At 72.0% G+C, this 24,625-nt stretch carries 25 protein-coding genes; 12 read left to right on the top strand and 13 right to left on the bottom strand.

What is annotated here, in order from left to right; genetic code table 11:
- Positions 1-24 precede the first annotated feature (24 nt).
- The 6 genes from bioB (at position 25) to FZO89_RS09160 (ending at position 6,340) form a co-directional block, all read left to right on the top strand.
- On the top strand, positions 25-1,131 hold the full coding sequence (gene bioB / locus FZO89_RS09185) for a biotin synthase BioB (protein ID WP_149102967.1): 1,107 nt from the start codon (positions 25-27) through the stop codon (positions 1,129-1,131).
- On the top strand, positions 1,019-2,368 hold the full coding sequence (gene bioF / locus FZO89_RS09180) for an 8-amino-7-oxononanoate synthase (protein ID WP_187471105.1): 1,350 nt from the start codon (positions 1,019-1,021) through the stop codon (positions 2,366-2,368). The genes bioB and bioF overlap by 113 nt, the downstream gene beginning before the upstream one ends.
- Positions 2,365-3,366: a multidrug resistance efflux transporter family protein gene (locus tag FZO89_RS09175; RefSeq protein WP_149102966.1), complete on the top strand. Its 1,002-nt coding sequence runs from the start codon at positions 2,365-2,367 to the stop codon at positions 3,364-3,366. Before bioF ends, FZO89_RS09175 begins: the two co-directional genes overlap by 4 nt.
- Positions 3,367-3,374: 8 nt before the next feature.
- Positions 3,375-4,151, top strand: coding sequence for a pimeloyl-ACP methyl ester esterase BioH (bioH, locus tag FZO89_RS09170; RefSeq protein WP_149104113.1), 777 nt, complete (start codon positions 3,375-3,377; stop codon positions 4,149-4,151).
- The gene (gene bioC, locus FZO89_RS09165; protein ID WP_149102965.1) at positions 4,148-5,092 is read left to right on the top strand and encodes a malonyl-ACP O-methyltransferase BioC; all 945 of its coding nucleotides are present in this window, start codon (positions 4,148-4,150) and stop codon (positions 5,090-5,092) included. Before bioH ends, bioC begins: the two co-directional genes overlap by 4 nt.
- Positions 5,093-5,743: 651 nt before the next feature.
- On the top strand, positions 5,744-6,340 hold the full coding sequence (locus tag FZO89_RS09160) for a hypothetical protein (RefSeq protein WP_149102964.1): 597 nt from the start codon (positions 5,744-5,746) through the stop codon (positions 6,338-6,340).
- Here the strand turns inward: FZO89_RS09160 and FZO89_RS09155 are convergent.
- From FZO89_RS09155 to FZO89_RS09140, 4 genes are all read right to left on the bottom strand, one after another.
- A complete protein-coding gene (locus FZO89_RS09155; RefSeq protein WP_149102963.1) occupies positions 6,337-7,383 on the bottom strand; it encodes a glycoside hydrolase family 16 protein in 1,047 nt (348 codons plus the stop codon). The genes FZO89_RS09160 and FZO89_RS09155 overlap by 4 nt on opposite strands.
- A 40-nt stretch (positions 7,384-7,423) precedes the next feature.
- Complete coding sequence (locus FZO89_RS09150; protein ID WP_149102962.1) at positions 7,424-7,849, bottom strand: ketosteroid isomerase-related protein; 426 nt, start codon at positions 7,847-7,849, stop codon at positions 7,424-7,426.
- 120 nt (positions 7,850-7,969) lie between these two features.
- The gene (locus FZO89_RS09145; protein ID WP_149104112.1) at positions 7,970-8,587 is read right to left on the bottom strand and encodes a YdcF family protein; all 618 of its coding nucleotides are present in this window, start codon (positions 8,585-8,587) and stop codon (positions 7,970-7,972) included.
- Positions 8,584-9,549, bottom strand: a complete 966-nt coding sequence (locus FZO89_RS09140; protein WP_149102961.1) for a pyridoxal-phosphate dependent enzyme — start codon at positions 9,547-9,549, stop codon at positions 8,584-8,586. Before FZO89_RS09140 ends, FZO89_RS09145 begins: the two co-directional genes overlap by 4 nt.
- Positions 9,550-9,673: 124 nt before the next feature.
- Between FZO89_RS09140 and FZO89_RS19005 the strand changes: the two genes are divergently transcribed.
- A complete protein-coding gene (locus FZO89_RS19005; RefSeq protein WP_149102960.1) occupies positions 9,674-10,360 on the top strand; it encodes a hypothetical protein in 687 nt (228 codons plus the stop codon).
- Positions 10,361-10,830: 470 nt separating this feature from the next.
- Entirely contained in the window at positions 10,831-12,768 is a 1,938-nt protein-coding gene (gene mnmG, locus FZO89_RS09130; RefSeq protein WP_149102959.1) for a tRNA uridine-5-carboxymethylaminomethyl(34) synthesis enzyme MnmG, read from the top strand.
- A gap of 73 nt (positions 12,769-12,841) precedes the next feature.
- Here mnmG and trxC read toward each other — a convergent pair whose 3' ends face one another.
- The 6 genes from trxC to FZO89_RS09100 form a co-directional block, all read right to left on the bottom strand.
- The gene (gene trxC / locus FZO89_RS09125; protein ID WP_149102958.1) at positions 12,842-13,282 is read right to left on the bottom strand and encodes a thioredoxin TrxC; all 441 of its coding nucleotides are present in this window, start codon (positions 13,280-13,282) and stop codon (positions 12,842-12,844) included.
- Complete coding sequence (locus FZO89_RS09120) at positions 13,279-13,755, bottom strand: OsmC family protein (protein ID WP_149102957.1); 477 nt, start codon at positions 13,753-13,755, stop codon at positions 13,279-13,281. Before FZO89_RS09120 ends, trxC begins: the two co-directional genes overlap by 4 nt.
- A gap of 118 nt (positions 13,756-13,873) precedes the next feature.
- Complete coding sequence (locus tag FZO89_RS09115) at positions 13,874-17,119, bottom strand: efflux RND transporter permease subunit (protein WP_149102956.1); 3,246 nt, start codon at positions 17,117-17,119, stop codon at positions 13,874-13,876.
- 1 nt (position 17,120) lies between these two features.
- Positions 17,121-18,191, bottom strand: a complete 1,071-nt coding sequence (locus tag FZO89_RS09110; RefSeq protein ID WP_149102955.1) for an efflux RND transporter periplasmic adaptor subunit — start codon at positions 18,189-18,191, stop codon at positions 17,121-17,123.
- 19 nt (positions 18,192-18,210) lie between these two features.
- Positions 18,211-18,414, bottom strand: coding sequence for a YgaP family membrane protein (locus FZO89_RS09105; protein ID WP_149102954.1), 204 nt, complete (start codon positions 18,412-18,414; stop codon positions 18,211-18,213).
- 26 nt (positions 18,415-18,440) lie between these two features.
- Positions 18,441-19,709, bottom strand: coding sequence for an NAD(P)/FAD-dependent oxidoreductase (locus FZO89_RS09100; RefSeq protein ID WP_149102953.1), 1,269 nt, complete (start codon positions 19,707-19,709; stop codon positions 18,441-18,443).
- Between the two features lie 106 nt (positions 19,710-19,815).
- Here FZO89_RS09100 and FZO89_RS09095 point away from each other — a divergent pair, with 106 nt between their 5' ends.
- Genes FZO89_RS09095 through FZO89_RS09080 form a run of 4 tightly spaced genes read left to right on the top strand, consistent with a single transcriptional unit; the run spans position 19,816 to position 21,342 of the window.
- Complete coding sequence (locus FZO89_RS09095) at positions 19,816-20,205, top strand: rhodanese-like domain-containing protein (RefSeq protein WP_149102952.1); 390 nt, start codon at positions 19,816-19,818, stop codon at positions 20,203-20,205.
- 2 nt (positions 20,206-20,207) lie between these two features.
- Positions 20,208-20,561, top strand: coding sequence for an ArsR/SmtB family transcription factor (locus tag FZO89_RS09090; protein WP_149102951.1), 354 nt, complete (start codon positions 20,208-20,210; stop codon positions 20,559-20,561).
- Positions 20,558-20,926 (top strand): rhodanese-like domain-containing protein, encoded by a 369-nt coding sequence (locus tag FZO89_RS09085; protein WP_149102950.1) that lies wholly within the window; start codon positions 20,558-20,560, stop codon positions 20,924-20,926. Before FZO89_RS09090 ends, FZO89_RS09085 begins: the two co-directional genes overlap by 4 nt.
- 53 nt (positions 20,927-20,979) lie before the next feature.
- Positions 20,980-21,342 (top strand): carboxymuconolactone decarboxylase family protein, encoded by a 363-nt coding sequence (locus FZO89_RS09080; RefSeq protein WP_149102949.1) that lies wholly within the window; start codon positions 20,980-20,982, stop codon positions 21,340-21,342.
- A 7-nt stretch (positions 21,343-21,349) separates the two neighbouring features.
- Here the strand turns inward: FZO89_RS09080 and FZO89_RS09075 are convergent, their stop codons facing one another.
- The 3 genes from FZO89_RS09075 to FZO89_RS09065 form a co-directional block, all read right to left on the bottom strand.
- Entirely contained in the window at positions 21,350-21,523 is a 174-nt protein-coding gene (locus FZO89_RS09075; protein ID WP_149102948.1) for an oxidoreductase-like domain-containing protein, read from the bottom strand.
- A gap of 169 nt (positions 21,524-21,692) precedes the next feature.
- Positions 21,693-24,050 carry a Tex family protein gene (locus tag FZO89_RS09070; RefSeq protein ID WP_149102947.1) on the bottom strand — a complete coding sequence of 786 codons (2,358 nt, stop codon included), beginning with the start codon at positions 24,048-24,050 and terminating at the stop codon, positions 21,693-21,695.
- A 102-nt stretch (positions 24,051-24,152) separates the two neighbouring features.
- Complete coding sequence (locus FZO89_RS09065) at positions 24,153-24,530, bottom strand: putative signal transducing protein (protein ID WP_187471104.1); 378 nt, start codon at positions 24,528-24,530, stop codon at positions 24,153-24,155.
- Positions 24,531-24,625: the final 95 nt, after the last annotated feature.

Raw genomic sequence — 24,625 nt, 5'->3', positions numbered from 1 at the left:
CCGCCCGTCTGTCAGGGAACCCCGATGCCTGCCGTCAGCCCGCTCCGTTCCGCGCCCCTGCCCGACGCCGCCCCGCGCCACGACTGGCGCCAGGACGAGGTCGAGGCGCTGTTCGACCTGCCGTTCCCCGAACTGCTGTTCCGCGCCGCCGCCGTGCACCGGCGCCATTTCGACCCGGCGCAGGTGCAGGTCAGCACCCTGCTGTCGGTCAAGACCGGCGGCTGCCCGGAGGACTGCGGCTACTGCCCGCAGGCGCAGCGCTACCACACCGGGGTCGAGGCGACGAAGCTGATGTCGACCGAAGCGGTGGTCGCGAAGGCGCGCCAGGCGCGCGACGCCGGCGCCTCGCGCTTCTGCATGGGCGCGGCCTGGCGCTCGCCGAAGGACCGCGACATCCCCAAGGTCGCCGCCATGATCCGCGAGGTGAAGGCGCTGGGCCTGGAGACCTGCGCCACGCTGGGGATGCTCAGCGGCGGGCAGGCGCAGGCGCTGCGCGAGGCCGGCCTCGACTACTACAACCACAACCTCGACACCGACCCCGGTTTCTACGGCGACGTCATCCGCACCCGCGAATTCCAGGACCGGCTCGACACCCTCGGCCACGTCCGCGACGCCGGCATGAAGACCTGCTGCGGCGGCATCGTCGGCATGGGCGAGACCCGGGCGCAGCGCGCCGGTTTCCTGCGCACCCTGGCCAGCCTGCCGGCGCATCCGGACTCGGTCCCGATCAACCGCCTGGTGCAGGTCGCGGGCACGCCGCTGCACGGGACCGCCGAGCTCGACCCGTTCGAGTTCGTGCGCACGATCGCGGTCGCGCGCCTGCTCATGCCGCGCTCGATGGTGCGCCTTTCGGCAGGCCGCGAATCGATGAGCGACGAGCTGCAGGCGCTGTGCTTCACCGCCGGGGCGAACTCGATCTTCCATGGCGAGAAGCTGCTGACCACCGGCAACCCGGACACCGCCCGCGACCAGGCGCTGTTCGCCCGCCTGGGCCTGACGCCGATGCCGGTGGCGGTGGATGCCGACGGACACGACCACGGTGGTACCGTACATGCCGACATCGTGGCCGGGCCCGACGCAGGCGGCGTCGACCCCCGGCCCGGTGCCTGCGCGGCGGGGGGCCGCGGCTGAGGGGAGCCAAGCCATGCCAGTGGAACGTCCCGACCTGCATGCCCGCGTGGCCGCGCAGCGCGAACAGCGCGCCGCGCAATCCGGGCTGCGCACGCGCCGCGAGGTGCTGCGCCGCGACGGCGCGCGCTGCGATGTGGTCGATGCGCAGGGCGCCACCCGCACCCTGCTGAATTTCTGCAGCAACGACTACCTCGGCCTGTCGCAGCATTTCGCCGTGGTCGGCGCGCTGCAGGACGCGGCCTCGCGCGAAGGCGCCGGCGGCCTCGGTTCGCACCTCGTCTGCGGCCACCATGCCGTGCATGGCGCGCTCGAGCGCGAACTGGCCGAATGGCTGGAGGTGCCGCGCGTGCTGCTGCTGGGCAACGGCTACCTGGGCAACCTCGCGGTGCTGCAGTCGCTGCTCGGCGACGACGACCTGTGCGTGCAGGACCGCCTGAACCACGCCAGCCTGATCGATGCCGCGCGCCTGGCGGGGTGTCGCCTGCGGCGTTATCCGCACGGCGACGTGGAAGGCGCGCTGCGGCAGCTGCGCAGCATGTCCGAGTGCGCGGCGATGGTCGCGACCGATGGCGTGTTCAGCATGGATGGCGACCTCGCGCCGCTGCGCGAACTGGCGATCGCCGCGCGCGTGCAGCAGGCGCTGCTGTATGTCGACGACGCCCATGGTGTCGGCGTGCTCGGGCCGGAAGGTCGCGGCTCGGTCGCGGCGGCGGGGCTGGATGCGTCGGGCGTGCCGCTGCGGCTGGTCACGCTGGGCAAGGCGCTGGGCAGCTACGGCGCGGCGGTGGCCGGCGATGCGGACCTGGTCGGGCACCTGGCCGAAACCGCGCGTCCCCATGTCTACACCACCGCGTTGCCGCCGGCGCAGGCCGCGGCGTCGCTGGCGGCGGTGAAGCTGGCGCGGCGCGAACACTGGCGCCGCGAGCGCCTGGTCGAGCTGGTGCAACGCTTCCGCGGCCGCGCCGAAGGCCACGGCCTGCAGCTGATGCCGTCCGAAACCCCCATCCAGCCGGTGCTTTGCGGCAGCAATGCGCAGGCGCTGGCGATGTCGGCCTCGCTCGAACGCGACGGCTACTGGGTCGCCGCGATCCGTCCGCCGACGGTGCCGGAAGGTCAGGCGCGGCTGCGCATCGCCTTCACCGCCGCGCACGAACCGGCGCAGGCCGAGGCCCTGGCCGACGCGCTGGCGGTCGCCCGCGACCGCGCCGCCGACACCGGGTCCAGTCGGGTCGCATGACCGCTTCGAACGCACACGGCCGCGTCGCGCTGGCGGCGGTCGGCGTGGCGCTGCTGTCGGCGCTGTTCTTCACCATGACCTACGTGCTCAACCGCGCCAGTGCCAGCGAGGGCGGCCACTGGGCGTGGCTGGCCTGCCTGCGCTACCTGATCACGCTGCCGTTGATGCTGCCGTTGATGCGCTTCCAGGGTGGCACGCGGCCGGTGCTGCGCGCGATCGCGGCGCATCCCTGGGCCTGGCTGCGCTGCGCGGGAATCGGCTTCGTGCTGTTCTACGTGCTGTTGGCATTCGCCGCCTCGAGCGGGCCGTCGTGGCTGGTCGCCGGCTCGTTCCAGTTCACCGTGATCGCGGGAATGCTGTGCGCGCCGCTGCTGTACCGCGACGCGCGCCGACGGATCCCGCGCGCCGGGCTGGCGGTGGCGGCGATGATCCTCGCCGGCGTGCTGCTGATGCAGTTCGGGCACGCCAGCGGCGCGCTCGACCGTGCGGCGTGGATCGCGCTGGGCTGCGTGCTGGTGTCGGCGGTCGCGTATCCGCTCGGCAACCGCCTGCTGCTGCTGCACCTGGAACGCAGCGGCGAATCGCTGGGCGCCACCCAGCGCGTGTTCGGCCTGACCCTCGCCAGCCAGCCGCTGTGGCTCATGGTCGCGGCGTATGCCGCGTTCGTCGCCGGACCGCCGTCGGCGGGGCAGGTGTGGCTGGCGGCCGGCGTGGCGCTGTCGGCGGGCGTGATCGCGACGATCCTGTTCTTCCAGGCCACCGGCATGGTCCGTGACCAGCCGCTGGCGCTGGGGGCGGTCGAGGCGATGCAGGGCGCGGAAGTACTGTTCGCGGTGCTGCTGGGGGTGCTGCTGCTGGGCGAGCCGTGGCCGAGCGGCGGCACCCTGCTGGGCGCGGCGATCGTGGTCGCCGGCATCGCCGCGTTCGCCTGGGTGGTCGCGCGCTCCGCCGGAGGCAGCGGTTCGGTCAAGGCGCTGCGCACGGACAAGGGCGCGTGAGCGGCGCGCTGCACATCCAGACCCGCGGTCGCGGGCCGGACCTGGTGCTGCTGCATGGCTGGGCGATGCATGCGGGCGTGTTCGGCGGGCTGGCCGAACGGCTCGAACCGCGCTTCACCCTGCACCTGGTCGACCTCCCCGGGCATGGCCACGGCCGCGACAGCACCCTGCCGCTGGCGCTCGAACCGGTGGTCGATGCCATCGTGGCGCGGGTGCCGCATGCGCTGTGGGCGGGCTGGTCGCTGGGCGGGCTGTTCGCGCTGCACGCGGCGGCGACGCGGCCCGGTGCGGTGGCGGGCCTGGCGATGCTGTGCGCGAGTCCGCGCTTCGTACGCGGCGACGACTGGCCGCTGGGCATGTCGCCGGAGATCTTCCGCGGTTTCGCGCTCGGCCTGCGCAGCGACTGGCGCGCCACGCTCGACCGCTTCATCGCGCTGGAAGCGTTCGGGTCGGACGATGCGCGCCACGAGATGCGCGTGCTGCGCGAGGAGGTGTTCGCGCGCGGGCAACCGGCCGCGCACGTGCTGGCCGACGGCCTGGAGATGCTGGAAACCTGCGACCTGCGCGGCGTGCTGCCGATGCTGGCGATGCCGACGCTGTGGCTGGCGGGGCGACGCGACCGGCTGGTGGATCCGCGCGCGATGCGCGCTGCCGCGGAACAGGTGCCGCGGGCCGAGGTGGTGGTGGTGGAACATGCCGGGCACGCGCCGTTCCTGACCCACGCCGATGCGGTCGCATCCGCGCTCGATGGCCTGGCCGCGGCGGTGGAGGCGGACGCACGATGAGCCGCGAAACGCCGCCGCTGTTCGACGCCCGCCAGGTGCGCCGCTCGTTCTCGCGCGCGTCGGCGGGTTACGCGTCGGCGGCTGCGCTGCAGCGCGAGATCGAGGCGCGCCTGCTCGAATCGCTGGACCTGCTCGCCCTGGTGCCGGGGCGCGACGCGCGCTGGTCGCCGGGGCTGGTGCTCGATGTCGGCAGCGGTCCGGGCCACGCGGCGCAGGCGATGCGCGAACGCTGGCCGAAGGCGCGGATCGTCGCGCTCGATCTCGCGCTGCCGATGCTGCGCCAGGTGCAACCGCGCAGCGGCTGGAACCCGTTGCGCATGCCGGTCGACCGCGTCTGCGCCGACCTGCGCGCGCTGCCGCTGGCCGACGCCAGCGTCGACGTGCTGTTCTCCAACCTGTGCCTGCAGTGGATCGACGACCTGCCGGCGGCGTTCGCGGGATTCCGTCGCGTGCTCAGGCCGGGCGGGCTGCTGCTGTGCTCCACCTTCGGCCCGGACACGCTGTGGGAGCTGCGCGAGGCGTTCGCGCGCGCCGACGACGAGGCGCCGCACGTCAGCCCGTTCGCCTCGATCGCGCAGTTCGGCGATGCGCTCATGCATGCGGGGTTCCGCGATCCGGTGCTCGACCGCGACCTGCTGATGCGTGGCCACGCCGACCTGCCGGCGCTGATGCGCGACCTGCGCGCGATCGGCGCCACCAATGCGCTGCACGCGCGCCGCCACACGCTCACCGGACGCGCGCGCTTCGCCGCCGCCGCGGCCGCCTACGAGCCATTGCGCGGCGCCGGCCTGGCGGATGCGCAGGCCGCCCTGCTGCCGGCCAGCTGGGAGGTCATCACCGCGCTGGCCTGGGCGCCGGAGCCGGGCGCACCGATCCGCGGGCGCGAAGGCGAACTCGCCAGCTTCCCCGCCGACCGCATCCGCGTGCGCCGGCGCGACTGAACCGGGCAACTTCCGCGCCGCGTCGCACGTCCCGCCGCGCGACCCGGATGCGGCCTGCGGCCTTATCCGGGCTACGCCTGCCGGTGCTCCATCCGTAGCCCGGGTAAGCGCAGCGCACCCGGGGGAATCTCCACGCCGCATCGCACGCCACGCCCCCGCGAGCCCGGATGCGGCCTTCGGCCTTATCCCGGCTACCGGCTGCCCATCCGTAGCCCGGGTAAGCGCAGCGCACCCGGGGGAATCTCCACGCCGCATCGCACGCCACGCCCCCGTGAACCCGGATGCGGCCTTCGGCCTTATCCGGGCTACCGGCTGCCCATCCGTAGCCCGGGTAAGCGCAGCGCACCCGGGGAATCTCCACGCCGCATCGCACGCCACGCCTCCGCGAACCCGGATGCGGCCTTCGGCCTTATCCGGGCTACCGGCTGCCCATCCGTAGCCCGGATAAGCGCAGCGCACCCGGGGAATCTCCACGCCGCATCGCACGCCCCCCCCGCGAACCCGGATGCGGCCTTCGGCCTTATCCGGGCTACGCCGCGTGACGCGTTGGCGGGCAATGGGCGCCAGGGGCGGTGCGGCCGCGCGGCACGGCCGCGATTCAGACCATGCCGCATAGACTCGCGGCGCTCCCCGTCGCCGAAGATGCCATCGATGAAGCCCGTGATCGCCGCGTTTTGCCTGGCCCTGATCCCGCTCGCCGGCGCGCACGCGCAATCCTCGCGCGTGGACCTGTCGGGAATCGATCCGATGCAGGTGATCGCCGGCGCGAACGACGTACTGCTGCGCGCGCCCGATGCCGACGTCGACCGCCTGTTCAAGGCGGTGCATGCGGCCTCGCGCAACGACAACGAGGCCCGTGGCCTGTGCGCGCTGTTCGAACCCGACGCCGACCGCAGCCTCGTGGGCCTGCAGCGTGCCGCGAACGCGCTGGGCGAAACCAGCCGGATCCGCTTCGTCGAGGCGGTGACCGCGGTGGCGGTGAACGGCCTGCAGGGGCAGCCGCAGGCCTACGACCCCGCGGTGGGCGAGCAGGCGCTCAAGGCCGCCACCGTCACCGGCATGATGCTGCACGACGGATTCATGCTCGGGCTTTCCAGCACCGGCCGCGACAGCGCCAGCCGCGACGCGCGCTGCACCGCGTTCCGGCAACTGGTCGACGTGCTCGACGGCTTCAGTGTCGGCGAGCGGGTCGCGGCGACACGCTACCTGCTGCGCGAGGGCCTGGACCGCTACGGCGGCGAGCTCTAGCGTTCGAAGCTGCGTGCAGGTTGCGTGCGGCCCGGCATGGCCTTGCGCACCGGCGTCCGCGGGGTCGCCGCCTGCGGGACCACCGCCCGTGGGACACCGGCCTGCGGCACCTCGGCCGGCGGCACCGCATTCGCGCGTGGCGGCGCCAACGGCTGGCCGCCGTTGCGGCGCAGCCGCTGCCCGGGCTGGTAGACGCGCACCCAGTCGACGTACATCCGCTGCGGGAACACGCTGGTCGCATCCGGACTGCCCGGCCAGTTGCCGCCGACCGCGACGTTGAGCAGCACGAAGAACGGCTGGTCGAACACCCACGGGCCGCGCGCCTCGACCTGGGCGCGGGTGACGCTGTAGAACGGCTGCCCGTCCACGAACCAGCGCACGCCCGCGCCGTCCCATTCCATCGCGTACACGTGGTAGCCGGCGTCGGCGCGTTCGCCCAGGTCGTGGGTGCCGCTGAAAGGCGTGTCGCCCGAATAGCCCGGGCCGTGCAGCGCGCCGTGGGTGAGGTCCGGCTCGAAGCCGACGTGCTCCATGATGTCGATCTCGCCGCTCTGCGGCCAGCCGACTTCGCCCAGGTTCGAGCCCAGCATCCAGAACGCCGGCCAGATGCCCTGGGTCTGCGGCAACCGGATGCGCGCCTCGACGCGGCCGTGGCGGAACTCGCGCTTGCCGCGCGTGATCATGCGGGTCGAGCTGTACTGGCAGGCGCCGTACCAGCAACTGGCGTCGGCGGGGGCACCGCGCCGCGCCTCGATCACCAGCACGTTGCTGCCGGCCATCGTGTCGTACTGGATGAAGGCGTTCTGCCCGCCGGTGTAGTACTGCAGTTCGTTGTTGCCCCAGCCGTGGCCGCCGGTCTCGAAGGTCCAGTCGGCGGTGTTGGCGGTGTCGAACTCGTCCGCCCACACCAGGACGCCGGTGGCGGCTGCCGCCGACCGCGCCTCGATCCCGGCGCGCGGCAGTCCGCTGGCAGCGCAGCCGGCCGGCACCAGGCAGGCCAACAGCAGGGCAGTGCGCAGCCGCGGAGCGATGGCGTGAGGCATGAACCTTTCCTCCGGGTCGGTGCGGCGGATGGCAGGCGGCTCAGCGCACCTGCGTCAGCCAGTGCTCGAGGTTGTAGTAGTTGCTCACCCGCGCGATGCGGCCGTCGCGGATGTCGAAGAACGCGCCGCCGGGCAGGGTGTAGCGCTGGCCGCGGGCAGGCGGCAGGCCCTCGTCGTCGGCCAGGTATTCGCCGTGGACCACGTATTCGGCCGCGGCGCGCGCGCCGTCGACGGTGGCCATCACCACGATCTCGTGCAGCTGCTCGCGATAGCAGCGGTCCATGCGCGCCATGAACGCGGCGAACGCATCGCGCCCGGTCTCGCGCGGACCCTGGTTGAGGTCGTGCGCCACGTCCTCGGTGAGCAGCGCCAGCATGGCCTCGCGATCGCCGCGGTTGAACGCGGCGTAGTAGGCGAGCACCAGTTCGGTGCCGCGGTCGTGGAGGCGGTTGCCGTCGATGCGCATGGCGCGGATCCCCCTGGGACGCGCGTCCATCCGCGCGTCCGGGATGATAGCGCGGCGCACCTGCGCGTACCGTGCGGCCGCGCCGGGCCCGCATATCGAGGACCCGTGTCTCGACGGAGGCTATTGCGGGCGCACGAACAGGTCGCGATGGAAGAAGTAGACCTCGCGCGCGAGGAACTCCCAGCGGGTGCGGAACGAGCGGAAACGCGTGCTCGGCGTCGCTGAACCGAGGGCGTCGATGCCCAGGCCGCGGCTCAGCCGCAGCGCGCGCGCCATGTGCAGCGGATCGCTGACCACGATCGCGCTTTGCAGGCCGTGTTCCAGCATCAGCCGGCGCGCCTCGTACAGGTTCTGGTAGGTGGTCTGCGAGCTCGATTCGATCAGGATCGCGTCGGCGGGGATGCCCTGGCGGATCGCGTGGCGGCGCGCGACCTGCGATTCGGCGAAACGCGCGCCGCCGCCGCCGTAGCCGCCGGTGAAGATCAGGGTGCCGGCGTAGCCGCTGCGGAACAGGTCGAGGCCGTGTTCGATCCGCGCCTCGAACACCGGAGAGGGCACCGCGTCGTAGGCGGCGGCGCCGAGCACGATGATCGCGTCTGCCTTCGCCGCCTGGTCGCGTTCGCCCACCCAGTAGATCCACCCCGCCACGGCGCCCAGCCACAGCGCGCACAGCAGCAGCAGGCGCAGCAGCAGGCGCAGCGGCCGCGGTCCGGCGGAAGGCGCGCGCCGGCGCCTCACCGGCCTGCCCACGGCAGCCGGTCGGGATCGACGTTGCCGCCCGACAGCACGATGCCCACCCGCCGTCCGGCGAACCGCTGCGGATGCGCGAGCACCGCAGCCAGCGCAATCGCAGAGGACGGTTCGACCAGCAGCTTCAGGTGTTCGAGCAGCCGCCGCATCGCGGCGACGGTGGCGTCGTCGTCGATCGCCAGCACCTGCGCGCCGTGATCGCGCAGGATGCGGAAGTTCGGTTCGCCCAGGGTGCCGCGCAGGCCGTCGCAGATCGTATCGGGCACGATGTCGGTGACCCGCTCTCCGCGCTCCAGCGATTGCAGGGCGTCGGCCGCGCCCGCCGGTTCGGCCAGCACCAGCTCCACGTTCGGCGCACACCCGGCCAGCGCGATCGCGGTGCCCGAAGCCAGCCCGCCACCGCCCACCGGAACCACCACCACGTCCAGGTCCGCTGCCTCGCCCAGCAGCTCCAGTGCGGCCGTGCCCTGGCCCGCGATCACCCGCGGGTGGGCGTAGGGATGCACCAGGGTCGCGCCGCTGGCCCGTTGCACCTGCGCGCACATCGCCTCGCGCGCGGCGATGGTCGCCTCGCAGCGATGCAGGATCGCGCCCTGGCCTGCGATCAGCGCCAGCTTCGAACGCACCGCGCCCTCGGGGACGACCACGTGGCAGGGAATCCCGCGCAGCCGTGCCGCCAGGGCGAGCGCGGCGCCGTGGTTGCCGGAAGAATGGGTGACCACGCCGCGCGTGGCAGCGTCGTCTTCGAGCGAGAACACCGCGTTGCAGGCACCGCGGAACTTGAACGCGCCGGCGCGCTGCAGGCATTCGGCCTTGAACAGCAGGCGGCAGCCGGCGTGGGCATCGAGGGCGCCGGCGCGCAGGACCGGGGTGGTGCGCGCATGCGGCGCGATCCGGGCCGCGGCATCCAGCACGTCGTCGAAATGCGGCAGCGGCGTGTCGGCAGGCATGGCACAGAGCCTAGCCGATCGGGGTCCGCCGTGTTCAGGTAGCACAATGCGCCGATCGGGAGGGTTAAGCACGGATTCAATGCCCCGGGCCGATGCTGCAGCCTCGTAGAACGGGGGATTCGCCATGTTCCGCAAGCTCTTGATCGGTCTGGTGGCCGCGGCCGCGCTGTCGGGCTGCGCCAGCGACTATTACTCCCGTGGGTACGGCGGCGGCGACTACTACTACGGCAGCCCCGCGTCCTCGACCTATTACGGCGCCCCCTACAGTTCGCTCGGCTACGGCCATGGTGGATGGTACGGCGGCGTGGGCTACGGCTACGGTTACGGGTCCCCGTATCGCTACGGCTATGGCAGCCGTTACGGATACTCGCCGTACTACAGCTACTACGGCTGGCCGCACTACTACTACCGGCCCCATCGCCCGCGTCCCCCCTACCAGCCTGAGGATCCGGATCCGCCGCAGACGGTCGAGCGCGGCACCGGCGGCAACCTGCCGCCCCGTCGCCGCAGCAGTCCCCAGGCGCAGCCGCAGCATTCGCAGATGGCCCCGCAGCCGATCCGCCGCAATTCCGGCCAGCCGTTGATGCGGGCGCCCACGGCGAGGCCGGCGCCGCAGCCGCGGGCGATCCAGCGGTTGCCGTCGCGTCCGATGGCGCCGGCGCCCGCGCCCCGGGCCGAGCCCCGGGCCTTGCCGCGACCGCAGCAGATCTCGGCCCCCCGGGCCCAACCCGCGCCGCGCAGCGCGCCGCGGATGGAGCGCCGGATGGAGCGTCCGGCCCCCCGACGGGCGGCATCGCAACAGGAAGAATAGGTTCCGTTCCCCCTTGCGCTGGGCCCCGGGGACGTTCAAGCTACCCGAACTGACCGGTTGCGTCGGATTCCGACGTATCAGGTCCGGAAAGACAAAAAAAGCGTTTCCGCTTGTCGACACCCGGCGGGGGATACCGGATCCCCCCTGTTCCGCTCCCGCCGGGCGTCGGCGCCTCGTTCCTCGAGGCGCCGGGCTCCGCCCCCATATGTCCGCGGTGCCCACGCAAAAGAATGGGGCCGGATGTCCCCCGACATCCGGCCCCTTTGCTTCCCCGGGTTGTGCATGGCCAGCCCTGTTCCAATCTCCGGCCGCGCCCCCCTTGACGCTTGCCACCCCGGGTGCAGGAAGATGGTTCGCATGAAGCGTGCCAACTTCCTCCACGGCCCGGCACCACGCTTGCGTGGCGGTGGCCGGGCCCGGAACAATCGGGCGCCTTCCCGGCGGCGGACCGCGCCGGCCAACGGGACACCATGAGCAGAGAGTTCCATCGCTACGACGTGATCGTGATCGGCGGCGGCCACGCCGGCACCGAGGCCGCGCTCGCGTCCGCGCGCGCCGGCGCACGCACGCTGCTGCTCACCCACAGCATCGAGACCGTGGGTGCGATGAGCTGCAACCCGGCCATCGGCGGCATCGGCAAGGGCCACCTGGTCCGGGAGATCGACGCGCTCGGCGGGGTCATGGCCAGGGCGGCCGATGCCGCCGGCATCCAGTGGCGGCGGTTGAACGCTTCGAAGGGGCCTGCCGTCCGCGCGACGCGCGCGCAGGCCGACCGCGCCCTGTACCGCGCCTTCATCCGCCGCGCGGTCGAACACCAGCCCAACCTCACCGTGTTCCAGTCGGCGGTGGACGACCTGGTCATCGAGCCCGATGGCCGCGGGCGCGACGCGGTGCGCGGCGCGATCACCAACACCGGCCTGCGCTTCGAAGCGCCCGCGGTGGTGCTGACCGCCGGCACCTTCCTCGCCGGCAAGGTGCATATCGGCGAAACGCAGTACGCGGCCGGCCGCATGGGCGATCCGCCCGCGACCACGCTGGCTTTGAGGCTGCGCGAGCGGCCGTTCGTGGTCGATCGCCTGAAGACAGGCACGCCGCCGCGCATCGACGGCCGCACGCTCGACTATTCGGTGATGCAGCCGCAGCCCGGCGACGATCCGCGCCCGGTGTTCTCGTTCATGGGATCGCGCGACGACCATCCCCCGCAGGTGCCGTGCTGGATCACCCACACCACCGAACGGACCCACGAGGTCATCCGCGGCGCGCTGCACCGCTCGCCGATGTACTCCGGCCAGATCGAAGGCATCGGCCCGCGCTACTGCCCCAGCATCGAGGACAAGGTGGTGCGCTTCGCCGAGAAGGCCAGCCACCAGATCTTCGTCGAGCCCGAAGGCCTGGACGTGGTCGAGATCTATCCCAACGGCATTTCCACCTCGCTGCCGTTCGACGTGCAGCTCGAGCTGGTGCGCTCGATCACCGGCTTCGGCAACGCGCACATCACCCGCGCCGGTTATGCGATCGAGTACGACTTCTTCGATCCGCGCGGGCTGAAGACCTCGCTCGAGACCAAGGCCGTCTCCGGCCTGTTCTTCGCCGGCCAGATCAACGGCACCACCGGCTACGAGGAAGCGGCCGCGCAGGGCCTGCTCGCCGGCGTCAACGCCGCGCGCCACGTGCGCGGGCGCGAGCCCTGGTCGCCGCGTCGCGACCAGGCCTATCTCGGGGTGCTGGTCGACGACCTGATCACCCACGGCACGTCCGAGCCGTACCGCATGTTCACCTCGCGCGCCGAGTACCGGCTGCAGCTGCGCGAGGACAACGCCGACCTGCGGCTGACGCCGGTCGGCCGCGAGCTGGGGCTGGTCGACGACGCGCGCTGGGCGCGCTTCGAGGCGAGGCGCGAGGCGATCGCGCGCGAGACCTCGCGCCTTAGCGGGCTATGGGCCTCGCCGGCGAACGCCGCCGGTCGCGAGGCCGTCGCCGTGCTCGGCATCGAACTCAGTCGCGAGAACAGCGCGCTCGACCTGCTGCGTCGCCCGGAGCTCGATCACGCCAGGCTGGTATCGCTACCGGCTTTCGCACCCGATTCACCGGTCGATGCCGACGTCGCCGAGCAGGTCGAGATCGAAACCAGGTACGCCGGCTACCTGCAGCGCCAGCGCGACGAGATCGCGCGCGCGCAACGCAACGAAGACACGGCGATCCCCGCCGGTTTCGACTATGCGCAGGTCCGCGGGTTGTCCGCGGAAGCCGCGCAGAAGCTCGAACGCGTGCGTCCCCAAACGGTGGGCCAGGCGCAGCGCATCCCGGGGATGACGCCCGCGGCAGTCTCATTGTTGCTGGTGCATCTGTCGCGACCGGGGCGTGGCGCAAGCCCCGGCGCGGAAGCGTCGCGGGCGGCTGTGCGTTGAGCCGGCCTCGCGCCATTCCGCGATAGGCGCGGTCGCTCACGGGCGTGGCGAGCGGACGGGTCGTTCGCGCGGGTCAGCCGGCGGCATGCGCCCGCGCCCAGCGGACGATCTCGCCCGCCGGCATCGCGCCGGACATCCGCGCCAGCTCGCGTCCGCGCTGGAACAGGGCGAGCGTCGGGATGCTGCGGACATCGAACCGGGCGCCGAGATCCGGATGCGCCTGGGTGTCGACCTTGGCCAGGCGCATGGCGGGTTCGAGCTGCGTCGCCGCGGTTTCGAAATGCGGCGCCATCACCTTGCACGGGCCGCACCAGGGGGCCCAGAAATCGACCAGCAGCGGCAGGTCCGAACGCGAGGCATGCAGGTCGAAGCCGGTGGCGTCCAGCACCAGGGGCCGTCCCGTGAACAACGGCTTGCGGCAGCGGCCGCAGTTCGGGACGTCGTGGATGCGCGCGGCGGGAACGCGGTTCAGCGCGCCGCACTGCGGGCAGGGCACCTGCAGCGGCCCGTTCATGGCACTGCCGCCGCGGGTCCGCCGTGGACCACCACGCCGTCGGCGTCGACGACGGTCGCACGCACGTCGATGCCCGCACGTACGCTCTGGGTGACCACGCAGAAGTCCTCGAACTGCGCGAGGATGCGTGGCAGCTGCGTGTAGTCGGCGGCGGGACCCGACAACTGCAGCTCGACATGCGCCGTCGGGATGCGCCAGCGACCGTTGGCGTCGCGTTGCGGCGTGGCGCTGATCCGCGCCTTCAGCGTCGCCGAGGCGTTCCTGAACTTTCGCAGCGAGAACAGGAGGCTGGCGGCCATGCAGTTGGCCACCGCCGCCAGCAGCAGGCGCGACGGATTCGGCCCGCGATCGTGGCCGAGCGGCGAGGGCTCGTCGGCAAGCAGCGGGGCGAGCGCGGTGTCGTCGAAGACGATGCGGAACGCGTAGTCGCTTTCCTGCTCCAGGGTGATCCGGATGGGACTGTCGATGCTCATGGCTGGCCTCGCGCAGGAAGGTCGGTGGCACGCGCGCACTCCGCCATCGCGGCGCCCGTCGCTGCAGCCGGCGGACGCGTCCGCCGGAGTGGAGCGGATGGTACATGGCGCAATGCGTTCATGCGGATGTCGCCTGGCGCCGCTGCAACAGGGCGTAGTACAGCACCGGAATCACCAGCAGGGTGAGCACCGTCGAGACCAGGATGCCGAAGATCAGCGCGATCGCCAGGCCGTTGAAGATCGGATCGTCGAGGATGAAGAACGCGCCGGCCATCGCCGCCAGCGCGGTCAGCGCGATCGGCTGCGCGCGCACCGCGCAGGCATCCACCACCGCGCGTTCCAGCGAATGCCCGCGTTCGACCAGGTGGTTGATGAAATCCACCAGCAGGATCGAATTGCGCACGATGATGCCGGCCAGCGCGATCATGCCGATCATGCTGGTGGCGGTGAACTGCGCGCCGAGCAGGGCGTGGCCCGGCATCACCCCGATCACGGTCAGCGGGATCGGCGCCATGATCACCAGCGGCACCAGGTAGTTGCGGAAGTAGGCGACCACCAGCAGGTAGATCAGCACCATGCCGGCGGCGTAGGCGATGCCCATGTCGCGGAAGGTCTCGTAGGTGATCTGCCATTCGCCGTCCCACTTGATCGCGAAGCCGCTGGCGTCGACCGGCTGGCGGATGAAGAACTGCGACAGGGCCTGGCCGCCGACGGCGTGCTCGGACACCTGCCCGACCAGGTCGAACATGCCGTACAGCGGGCTGTCGATGCGGCTGCTCTCGTCGCCCGTCACGTAGACCACCGGCAGCAGGTCCTTGTGGTGGATCGCGCCGTCCCAGCGCGCCTGGCGCACCTGCACCAGCTCCGACAGCGGCACCAGCTGGCCGTCGCCGCCGCGCACGCGCAAAGACAGCAGCCCGTCCAGCGTCGCCTGCCCTGCGACCGGCAGGCGCAGCCGGATCGGGCGTGGATACTTCGAACCGCCGTCGATGAGGTGGCTTGCGTCCATGCCGGAGAGGCCGGCGGCGATGGTGTCGGCGATCGCGGATTGCGGCACGCCCAGCCGCGCCGCGCGCACGCGGTCGATGGCGAGCACCTCGCGCAACGCGTCCGCCTCCACGCTGGTGTCGACGTCGACGATGCCGTCGGTGGCGAGGAAGCGCTGTTCCAGCGCCAGGCCGATGCGTCGCGCCTGCGCGTAGTCCGGGCCGTAGACCTCGGCCACGATCGGCGACAGCACCGGCGGCCCCGGCGGCACCTCCACCACCTTGGCCGATGCGTCGTGGCGGCGACCGATCCCCGCCACGAGGGGGCGCAACGCGGCGGCGATGTCGTGGCTCTTGCGGTCGCGGTCGTGGCGATCGACCAGGTTGACCTGCAGGTCGCCGACGTTGGCGCCGCTGCGCAGGTCGTACTGGCGCACCAGGCCGTTGAAATTGATCGGCGCGGCGGTGCCGGCGTAGCCCTGGTAGTGCCGCACCTCGGGCATGCGGTCGAGCACCGCCGACAGTTCTGCCAGCAGCGCACTGGTGTCCTCCAGCGTGCGACCCTCGGGCAGGTCGACGACGATCTGCAGCTCCGACTTGTTGTCGAACGGCAGCATCTTCAGCACCACCAGCTTTGCCACCGCCAGGCCGGCCGCCAGCGCGACCAGCGCGGCCATCGCCGCGAACAGCAACGCGCGCCGGCGGGCGCCGCCCTCTGTGGCCAGGAACGGATGCATCACCCGCTCGAACAGGCGGTGCAGGCGCGCGGCCATCGTGCCCTGGGCGTGGCCGTGGCCGGTCTCCGGCGAGACCGGTTGCGCGGCATGGCGCGCGAGCAGCTTGAGCGACAGCCAGGGCGTGACCACCAGCGCGATCAGCAGCGACAGCAGCATGCCGACCGAGGCATTGATCGGGATCGGCCGCATGTACGGACCCATCAGCCCGGTGACGAAGGCCATCGGCATCAGCGCCGCGATCACGGTGAACGTGGCGAGGATGGTCGGGCCGCCGACTTCGTCCACCGCCGCGGGAATCGCCTCGCGCAGGGTTCTGCCGCCCTGGGCCATGTGCCGGTGGATGTTCTCGACCACCACGATCGCGTCGTCGACCAGGATGCCGATCGAGAAGATCAGCGCGAACAGCGAGACCCGGTTGAGGGTGAAGCCCATCGCCATCGATGCGAACAGGGTCGCCGACAGCGTCAGCACCACCGCGCTGCCGATCACGACGGCCTCGCGCCGGCCGAGCGCGAACAGGACCAGCAGCACCACCGATGCGGTGGCGAACCCCAGCTTCTTGATCAGGGTGCGCGCCTTGTCGCTGGCGGTCATGCCGTAGTCGCGCGTGACCTCGACCTGGACGCCGTCGGGGATGAGCTGGCCGCGCAGGGCCTCGATCCGGCGCAGTACGGCGCCGGTGATGTCGGCGGCGTTGCTGCCGGGCTTCTTGGCGATCGCCAGCGTCACCGCCGGCGCCACCCCGGCGGCGGGGCCGTCCCGGCCGGGCGGGGCGCCGTGCCAGACGTAGCTCGCAGGCGCATCGGCGGCATCGCGCACGTCGGCCACGTCCGCCAGTCGCACCGGCTGTCCGCCGGCCATGCCCAGCACGAGGTTGGCGACGTCGTCGCGATCGGCGAGGAACTGTCCCGACGTCACCTGGGTGACGCCGTCGGCGCCGACCCGTTCGCCCGCCTGGCGCGCGAGGTTGGCCGCGCGCAGCGCGTCGGCGAGGTCGTCGACGGCCAGGCCGTGGCTGGCCAGCCGGGCCGCGTCGAGTTCCACCATCACCGCGCGGTCCGGCGCGCCGATGGTGAACACGTCGCGGGTGCCGGGGATGCGCTTGAGTTCGGTCTCCAGGGTATGGGCGACGGCGGCCAGCTCCAGCGCGCTGCGCTGGGGATCGTCGGTCCACAGCGTCAGCGCCATCACCGGCACGTCGTCGATGCCCTTGGGCTTGATGATCGCCGGGCCGACGCCGAGGCCGGCCGGCATCCAGTCCTGGTTCGAGAACACCTTGTCGTACAGCCGCACCAGCGCGGGCTGGCGCTTCACGCCGACCTCGAACTCGACCGTCAGCACCGCCATGCCCGGCCGGCTGACCGAATAGGTGTGCTTGACCTGCTCGATCTCGGAGAGCTTCTGTTCCAGCGGGAAGGTCACCATCTGCTCGACCTCGCGCGCGTCGGCGCCGGGGAAGGGCACGATGACGTTGGCCATGGTCACGTCGATCTGCGGCTCTTCCTCGCGCGGAGTGACCATCACCGCGACCGCGCCCAGCAGCAGGCCAAGCAGCGCCAGCACAGGCGTCAGCGGATTGGCCTGGAAGGTGCGCGCGATGCGCCCGGAGATGCCGAGGCGCGGGGCGTCGTGGGAGGACATGTCAGTCCCCGTCCGTGCGCGCGGCGACCAGTGCCTGCATCGCGGCGACCGGGTCGGAGGCGATGGTCTCGCCCGCCTTCAGGCCGGCGATGACGTCGATGTCGTCGCCGCTGCGTGCGCCCAGCCGTACCTGCCGCAGCGACAGCCGGCCTTCGGCCAGCACGTACACCGCGTCGACTTCGCCGCGACGCACCAGCGCCGAGGCCGGGATGCGGGGATGCGCCGCGGCCTTCACCGCCGGGAACGCGACCTTGGCCGTGCGCCCGGGTTGCGGGACCGGATCGAGCGGCGGCAGCTGCACGCGCACGTTCACCGCGTGCGTCGACGGATCCGCGCTGGGGAACACGGTCACGGCGGACGCTTCGACGCTGCGGCCGTCGTCGAACGTCACCTTCGCGGTCGGGTCGGCGCGGATCGCGTCGGCATCGGACTGCGGCACGCCGACCTCGATGCGCAGCGCGTCCGGCGCGAACACCGTCATCAGCAGCTGGCCGATGCCGACGCTTTCGCCGGGTTCCACGTCGCGCGAACTGACGATGCCCGCGTAGGGCGCGCGCACCGTGGTGTAGGCGCTCTGCTGGCCGGCATTGGCCACCTGCGCGCGCGCGGCATCGCGCGCGGCGAGCGACGAATCGCGCATCGCACGCATCTGGTCGAGCTGCGACTTCGACACGTACTGGCCCTGCGACAGCTCGAGGTAACGGCGGTAGTTGCCTTCGGCCTCGGCGGCGCCGGCCTCTGCGGCCCGCAGCTGCGCGCGCGCGGCGTCGACGCCCGACTGCTGTTCCACCGCGCTCAGGCGCACCAGCACTTCGTCCGCGGCGACGCGGTCGTCGACATCGCGCAGCACCGCGGTGACGCGGCCGCTGGTCTGCGCGGTCAGCGTGGCCTGGCGCACGGCCTCGACCACGCCGTCCCACGCCCGCCCGCCGCTGCCGTCGCCGGACTGCACGACCAGGGTGTCGAGGCCCTCGATCGCGGGCGGCGGCGGCAGCGCTTCGCCGCCACCGCCACAGGCCCCCAGCGTGGCGGCGAGCAGGCCCGCCAGGGCGATGCGCAGATGCGTGTTCATGTTCCGGCCCAGGCCCTGCTCACTTGAATGCGCAGCCGCTGGCGAGGCCAAGCTTGCGCAGCACCATCGCCGCGGGGCAGAAGCCGGTGACGCTGGCCTGCAGCAGGTTCGCGCCGACGAAGACGGTGAGCCACAGCCACAGCGGCGAGACGAAGTGGGCGAGCGCGAGGCTGGCGAGGATCATCACGCCTGCGAAGGCGAGGACGGCACGGTCGAGGTTCATGTCATGACTCCTGGTGAGTGGGGTGGTCAGCGCGTGCGCAGGATGCCGAGCAGTTTCAGCACGTATTTCTCGTAGACCGGCTCGGTGTTGCCGGACTTCATCTTCATCAGGAAGTACTTCTCGAACGCGATCTTGGCCAGGTGCACCCACTTGCCGACCCTGGCCCAGGTGACGTTGCGCGGCGGGATCTGCGGCAGGGCCACGAACGCGACGCCGGTATCGCCCATGTCGGCCAGGCAGATCGCGTTCCACGTCGCCTCTGCGGTGGCCGGCTCGCCGGCGAGTGCGGAGCGGATGTTGTGGGCCACCGCGGTGACCATCGACTCGATCATGAAACCGGTCTTCGGCGCACCGGTCGGCACCGGCGTGGCTTCCACCGGCGGGATCGCGACGCACACGCCCAGCGAGTACACGTTCGGATACGCGGGATTGCGCTGGTTCCTGTCGATCAGCACGAAGCCGCGCGGATTGCACAGGCCCTCGACGTTGCGCACCGCGTCCACGCCGGTGAAGGCAGGCAGCACCATCGAGTAACGGAACGGCAGCGCATGCGACTTCTTCGGCTGGCCGTCCTCGTCCATCTCGGTGACGTCCATCTCGCCTTCGCGCACGCCGGTGATCTTCGCGTTGACGATCCAGCGGATGTGGCGCTGGCGGAATTCCGATTCCATCAGCCCCCTGGAGTCGCCGACCCCGCCCAGGCCCATGTGGCCGATGTACGGCTCGGGACTGACGTAGGTGATCGGCACCCTGTCGCGCAGCTTGCGCTTGCGCAGGTCGCGGTCGAGGATCATCGCGAACTCGTAGGCCGGTCCGAAGCAGCTGGCGCCGGCGGCCGCGCCGACGACCACCGGGCCGGGGTCGTCGAGGAAGGCCTGGTAGGCCTCCCATGCCGCGGTGGCGTGCGGCGTGGTGCAGATCGAATGGGTGTGGCCGTCCGGGCCGAGGCCCGGCACCTCGTCGAACGCCAGCCGCGGACCGGTGGCGATCACCAGATGGTCGTACCCGAGATGGCGGCCATCGCGCAGCAACACGCGGTCGTGCTGCGGTTCCACCCTGTCCGCGCCGACCGCCTCGAACGCGATGTCGTGCCGCGCGAGGTACGTCGGCACCTGGATCTGCACGTCGGAAGGCTTGCGCCAGCCCACCGCGACCCACGGGTTCGACGGCGTGAACGAGAACAGGTCGCCCTCGCCGACGACGGTGATCGCCGGGCCCTTGCCCAGCGTGCCGCGCAGCTCGTAGGCGACGCTCATGCCGCCGATGCCTGCGCCCAACACCACGATATGTGCCATGTCGCTCCCTCCCGGGATCGGGGACTGCCGCGCCGGTACCGCCGGCTTGCAAGTACATTAGCAATATCTTATATTAGATGCAACTGATTTAATGAGGCACGCCGAGATGACCCTGTCCGTCGAACAACTGGTCGCCCAAGCGCGGTCCCGCATCCGGGAACTGGACCCTGGCGAGCTGTCCGCATCGCCGGCGCGCGATGCGGTGCTGATCGACGTGCGCGAACCCGACGAGTACGCGCAGGGCCACCTGCCCGGCGCGGTGAACCTGCCGCGCGGCGTGCTCGAGTTCCAGATCCATGCGCATCCGGCGATGGGCTGCACCGCCAGCGAATCGCTGGCGCTGCCGGATCGACCGCTGGTGCTGTACTGCCGGACGGGCGGCCGCTCCGCGCTGGCGGCCGAAAGCCTGCAGCAACTGGGCTTCAGCGACGTGCATTCGCTTGCCGGCGGCTTCGAGGCATGGCGCAATGCCGGCCTGCCCACCACGAACGCATGAGCATGCCCGCAAGGAAACCCGCCCCCGCCTTCGACCTCGTCGCGATGCAGGCCCATGCCGGAGATGCCGCGCAACTGCTCAAGGCGCTGGCCAACGAGCGCCGCCTGCAGGTGCTGTGCCTGCTCGCCGAAGGCGAGCGCTCGGTCGGCGAGATCAACGAACTGCTCGACCTCAGCCAGTCGGCGCTGTCGCAGCACCTGGCGGTCCTGCGCGAGGAGGGGCTGGTGCGGACCCGGCGCGAGGCGCAGACCATCTACTACGCGCTGATGCCGGGACCGGCCGCCGCGGTCATGGAAACCCTGCATGGCATCTACTGCGGTCCGCCAGCGGCGCGAGCCAGGAAGGGGCGCACATGATCGCCTTCCTGAAGGCCCTGTTCGGAGCAGGCGGGCCGCACGTTGGACCGGACGAAGCGGTGCAAGTCCTGAACCGGGGCGCGGCGATGCTGGACGTGCGCGAGCCGGGCGAGTTCGCCGCCGGGCACGCAGACGGCGCGATCCACGTGCCGCTCGGCCGGATTCGCGCACGTGGCGTGGCGGCGATCGACGCGCTCGCGCTGCCCGAGGGGACGTCCGAAATCCTGCTGGTCTGCCACAGCGGCATGCGCTCGCGACTCGCGCAGGCCAGCCTGTCGAAGGACCCGCGGCGCCGGTATGTCAACGTCGACGGCGGCATGGCGGCGTGGGCCGCCAGCGGCCTGCCGGTCGTGCGCGGGCATTGAATCGTGGCCGCCATCGCATCCAGGCGCCTTCCAACCCCCAACCGGAGAATCCCATGACCAGCGTCGATTCCTACGCCGAACTGACCCGCACCGTGTCGAAGAACCTGGCACCGCTGCGCACCCACAATCCCGACGTCATGCAGGGCTTCGGCGCGCTCAGCAAGGCGGCGCTGGCCGCCGGCGCGCTGGACGAGAAGACCAAGGAGCTGATCGCGATGGCGATCGGGGTGGCCGCGCGCTGCGATGCCTGCCTCGGGTTCCATGCCAAGGCGCTGGTCCGCCTCGGGGCGACGCCGGAGGAGTTCCGCGAGATGCTCGGCGTCGCCGTGTACATGGGCGGCGGGCCGTCGCTGATGTACGCGGCGAACGCGCAGGCTGCGTTCGACGAGTTCTCCGCCGCGGCGCAGGCCGCCTGAACCAACGCTATTCCGCGTCGGGGTGGCGTTCGCGCCAGCGCGCGAGGCGTTCCTGGTAGTGCCGCAGCGCCTCGGCATGGAGGTCGTGGATGCAGGGATCGCAGCCGCCGTCGCAGCAATCGCCGGGCAGCGGCGGCTCCGGAGGCTCGGGGCGCGGATCGTCGGCGGGAGGGGCGGGCATGTTCAACGTCGCGGCTGGCTGCGCGTCGGTGCGCGGATCGGCGCCATGGCCTGCCGATTGTACGGTCGGCGTAGTGGTGCGGTCGTGACCGCGAACGCGTCGCGCGTCACGCTGCGCCGGGCGCGGATGCAAGCGCTGCCAGGTGGCCCGGGCCGGCGCATCGCGCGGCTCAGCCGCGCCGCGCGCGCGCGAACGCTTCCGCCAGCGCGTTGTCCGCCGGTGCGGCGCCCTGGCGGGGCGTGCCGGCGGCGGGGCGCGGGTTGCGTGCGCCGCGTCCCGGGCCGCGCCCTTGTCCATCGCGCGGGCCGTCGCTCGTCCGGGTGTCGCGCGGGGCGGGCGCATCGTCCAGGCGGCAGCTGAGGGCGATGCGCTTGCGCGCGACATCCACCTCCAGCACCTTCACCTTGACGATGTCGCCGGCCTTCACCACCTCGCGGGGATCCTTCACGAAGCGGTCGGCCAGCGCCGAGATGTGCACCAGCCCGTCCTGGTGCACGCCGATGTCGACGAAGGCGCCGAACGCGGCGACGTTGCTGACCACGCCCTCGAGCACCATGCCGGCGCGCAGGTCGCGGATGTCCTCGACGCCGTCGGCGAACTTCGCCGCGCGGAACTCGGGGCGCGGGTCGCGGCCGGGCTTCTCGAGTTCGGCGAGGATGTCGCGCACGGTCGGCTCGCCGAAGCGCGCGTCGGTGAACCGCGAAGGCTGCAGCGCGCGCACGAAGGCGCCGTCGCCCAGCAGCGCGCGGATCGGCCGGCCGGTGGCGGCGAGGATGCGCTCGACCACCGGGTAGGCCTCGGGATGCACCGCGGAGGCGTCGAGCGGCTGGTCGCCGTCGGCGATGCGCAGGAAGCCCGCGCACTGCTCGAACGTCTTCTCGCCCAGGCGCGGCACCTGGAGCAGCTCGCGGCGCGACCGGAACGGGCCATGCGCATCGCGATGGGCGACGATGTTCTCCGCGACCGTCGCCGTCAGTCCGGCCACGCGCGCCAGCAGCGCGCCCGACGCGGTGTTCACGTGCACGCCCACCGCGTTCACGCAATCCTCGACCCGCGCATCGAGCGCGCGCGCGAGCCGGTACTGGTCGATGTCGTGCTGGTACTGGCCGACCCCGATCGCCTTCGGCTCGATCTTCACCAGTTCCGCCAGCGGGTCCTGCAGCCGCCGTGCGATCGAGACCGCACCGCGCAGCGACACGTCCAGCCCGGGGAATTCCTTCGCCGCCAGCTCGGACGCCGAATAGACAGAAGCGCCGGCCTCGCTCACCACCAGCTTCTGCATCCGCAGCTCCGGCGCGCGCCCGAGCAGCTCGCCGGCGAGCCTGTCGGTCTCGCGCGAGGCGGTGCCGTTGCCGATTGCGATCAGCTGCACGCCATGCGCGCGGCACAGTGTCTCCAGCGTCGCCAGCGAGGCATCCCACTGCCGTCGCGGCTCGTGCGGATGGATGGTCTCGGTGGCGACCAGCTTGCCGGTGGCATCGACCACCGCCGCCTTCACGCCGGTGCGCAGGCCGGGGTCGAGCCCCAGCACCGCCTTCGCGCCGGCCGGCGCGGCCAGCAGCAGGTCCTTCAGGTTGTCGCCGAACACGGCGATCGCCTCCGCCTCGGCCTTCTCGCGCGCCTGCGCGAACAGGTCGATCAGCAGATGCAGGTGCAGCTTCGCCTTCCATGCCAGGCGGCAGGCGCCGCGCAGCCAGGCATCGGCGGGGCGGCCGCGATCGGCGATGCCGGCGTGCAGCGCGATCCGGCCTTCGGCGTACAGGTGTCCGGCCTCGGCATCGGCGCCCGGTTCGAGGTCGAGGGTGAGGAATTCCTCGCGGCGGCCGCGCAGCAGCGCCAGCAGGCGATGCGAGGGGATCTTCGCCAGCGGCTCGGCATGGTCGAAGTAGTCGCGGAACTTCTCGCCGGCGGCCTCCCTGCCTTCGACCACCTTCGCCCGGATCACGCCCTTCGCCTCGAGCCAGCCGCGCAGTTCGCCGATCAGCGCCGCGTCCTCGCCCCAGCGTTCGATCAGGATCGCGCGCGCGCCTTCCAGCGCGGCCCTGGTGTCGGCGACACCCCTGCCGGCATCGACGAAATCGGCGGCGTACGCTTCCGGCACGCGCGACGGATCGGCCAGCAGGCCGTCGGCCAGCGGCTCCAGCCCGGCCTCACGCGCGATCTGCGCGCGGGTGCGACGCCTGGGCTTGTAGGGCAGGTACAGGTCTTCCAGCCGCGCCTTGCTGTCGGCGGCCTCGATCTCGCCGCGCAGCGCGTCGTCGAGCTTGCCCTGCTCGTCGATGCTGGCGAGGATCGCCGCACGTCGCTGTTCCAGTTCGCGCAGGTAGACCAGGCGCGTTTCGAGGTTGCGCAGCTGGGTATCGTCGAGCCCGCCGGTCACTTCCTTGCGGTAGCGCGCGATGAACGGCACGGTCGCCCCCTCGTCGAGCAGGGCGATGGCGGCGGTGGCCTGCGCGGGCCTGGCGCCGATCTCGTCGGCGATGGTCTGCGAAATCCTGCGCGCGAGCGCGGGCGAAACGTCGGTCATGGCATCGTGCGGCAGGCGGCGACATGCCGCGGAAGCGCGATTGTGGCAACGACGGGCGCGAACCGGTACCCGTTGACAACCGGGGGCGCGTGGCGTCGCGCGTCAGGCGTCGCGCACCGCCGAGTCGTCGGGTTGGCGCCGGCGCCACGGCAGCGGCACGCTCAGCAGGACCAGGGCCAGCCAGGCGAGCCGGCTGGAGACCGATTCGCGGTCGGGCGCGCGCAGCGCGGCATCGAGCGGCGCCGCCTCGTCGTCGATCGCGTACGCACCTTCCTCCATCGCGCGCAGGATCGCGCGGGCGCGCACGGCGTCGGCATCGGCTACCCGCAGGCGCGCGCCGCCGATCGCCAGTCGCCATTCCCAGTTCGCGAGCGCGAGGTGTTCGTCGCCGACGTGCGCCTCGATGCCCTCGGACAGGAGCAGGCCGCGCGCGATCTGCGCTTCGATCGGGTCGAGGTAGCTGGCGACGGTGGTGAACATGCGGGGCGCCGTGGCGCGGATGCTTCGCGCGTGGGGACAGGCTACGCTAGTGCGCGGGTTCCGCGGTGAACATGCGTGTCCGGTCTCGCGGCGAA

This window comes from Luteimonas viscosa (assembly GCF_008244685.1).
In the GTDB taxonomy this organism is placed as follows: domain Bacteria; phylum Pseudomonadota; class Gammaproteobacteria; order Xanthomonadales; family Xanthomonadaceae; genus Luteimonas; species Luteimonas viscosa.
The sequence above is the reverse complement of the archived record's forward strand: the minus strand, read 5'-3'. Positions and strand labels throughout refer to the sequence as shown.

What these genes read in the sequence shown, in the direction of transcription:
- FZO89_RS09140 (WP_149102961.1), bottom strand. Translation starts at nt 9,549, where the DNA reads ATGCCTGCCGACACGCCGCTGCCGCATTTCGACGACGTGCTGGATGCC.
- mnmG (WP_149102959.1), top strand. Translation starts at nt 10,831, where the DNA reads ATGAGCAGAGAGTTCCATCGCTACGACGTGATCGTGATCGGCGGCGGC.
- FZO89_RS09120 (WP_149102957.1), bottom strand. Translation starts at nt 13,755, where the DNA reads ATGAGCATCGACAGTCCCATCCGGATCACCCTGGAGCAGGAAAGCGAC.
- FZO89_RS09075 (WP_149102948.1), bottom strand. Translation starts at nt 21,523, where the DNA reads ATGCCCGCCCCTCCCGCCGACGATCCGCGCCCCGAGCCTCCGGAGCCG.
- FZO89_RS09155 (WP_149102963.1), bottom strand. Translation starts at nt 7,383, where the DNA reads ATGCCTCACGCCATCGCTCCGCGGCTGCGCACTGCCCTGCTGTTGGCC.
- FZO89_RS09110 (WP_149102955.1), bottom strand. Translation starts at nt 18,191, where the DNA reads ATGAACACGCATCTGCGCATCGCCCTGGCGGGCCTGCTCGCCGCCACG.
- bioC (WP_149102965.1), top strand. Translation starts at nt 4,148, where the DNA reads ATGAGCCGCGAAACGCCGCCGCTGTTCGACGCCCGCCAGGTGCGCCGC.
- FZO89_RS09175 (WP_149102966.1), top strand. Translation starts at nt 2,365, where the DNA reads ATGACCGCTTCGAACGCACACGGCCGCGTCGCGCTGGCGGCGGTCGGC.
- FZO89_RS09070 (WP_149102947.1), bottom strand. Translation starts at nt 24,050, where the DNA reads ATGACCGACGTTTCGCCCGCGCTCGCGCGCAGGATTTCGCAGACCATC.
- FZO89_RS09065 (WP_187471104.1), bottom strand. Translation starts at nt 24,530, where the DNA reads ATGTTCACCACCGTCGCCAGCTACCTCGACCCGATCGAAGCGCAGATC.
- FZO89_RS09090 (WP_149102951.1), top strand. Translation starts at nt 20,208, where the DNA reads ATGCCCGCAAGGAAACCCGCCCCCGCCTTCGACCTCGTCGCGATGCAG.
- FZO89_RS09115 (WP_149102956.1), bottom strand. Translation starts at nt 17,119, where the DNA reads ATGTCCTCCCACGACGCCCCGCGCCTCGGCATCTCCGGGCGCATCGCG.
- FZO89_RS09085 (WP_149102950.1), top strand. Translation starts at nt 20,558, where the DNA reads ATGATCGCCTTCCTGAAGGCCCTGTTCGGAGCAGGCGGGCCGCACGTT.
- FZO89_RS19005 (WP_149102960.1), top strand. Translation starts at nt 9,674, where the DNA reads ATGTTCCGCAAGCTCTTGATCGGTCTGGTGGCCGCGGCCGCGCTGTCG.
- FZO89_RS09150 (WP_149102962.1), bottom strand. Translation starts at nt 7,849, where the DNA reads ATGCGCATCGACGGCAACCGCCTCCACGACCGCGGCACCGAACTGGTG.
- FZO89_RS09095 (WP_149102952.1), top strand. Translation starts at nt 19,816, where the DNA reads ATGACCCTGTCCGTCGAACAACTGGTCGCCCAAGCGCGGTCCCGCATC.
- FZO89_RS09080 (WP_149102949.1), top strand. Translation starts at nt 20,980, where the DNA reads ATGACCAGCGTCGATTCCTACGCCGAACTGACCCGCACCGTGTCGAAG.
- trxC (WP_149102958.1), bottom strand. Translation starts at nt 13,282, where the DNA reads ATGAACGGGCCGCTGCAGGTGCCCTGCCCGCAGTGCGGCGCGCTGAAC.
- bioB (WP_149102967.1), top strand. Translation starts at nt 25, where the DNA reads ATGCCTGCCGTCAGCCCGCTCCGTTCCGCGCCCCTGCCCGACGCCGCC.
- bioF (WP_187471105.1), top strand. Translation starts at nt 1,019, where the DNA reads ATGCCGACGGACACGACCACGGTGGTACCGTACATGCCGACATCGTGG.
- FZO89_RS09100 (WP_149102953.1), bottom strand. Translation starts at nt 19,709, where the DNA reads ATGGCACATATCGTGGTGTTGGGCGCAGGCATCGGCGGCATGAGCGTC.
- FZO89_RS09105 (WP_149102954.1), bottom strand. Translation starts at nt 18,414, where the DNA reads ATGAACCTCGACCGTGCCGTCCTCGCCTTCGCAGGCGTGATGATCCTC.
- FZO89_RS09160 (WP_149102964.1), top strand. Translation starts at nt 5,744, where the DNA reads ATGAAGCCCGTGATCGCCGCGTTTTGCCTGGCCCTGATCCCGCTCGCC.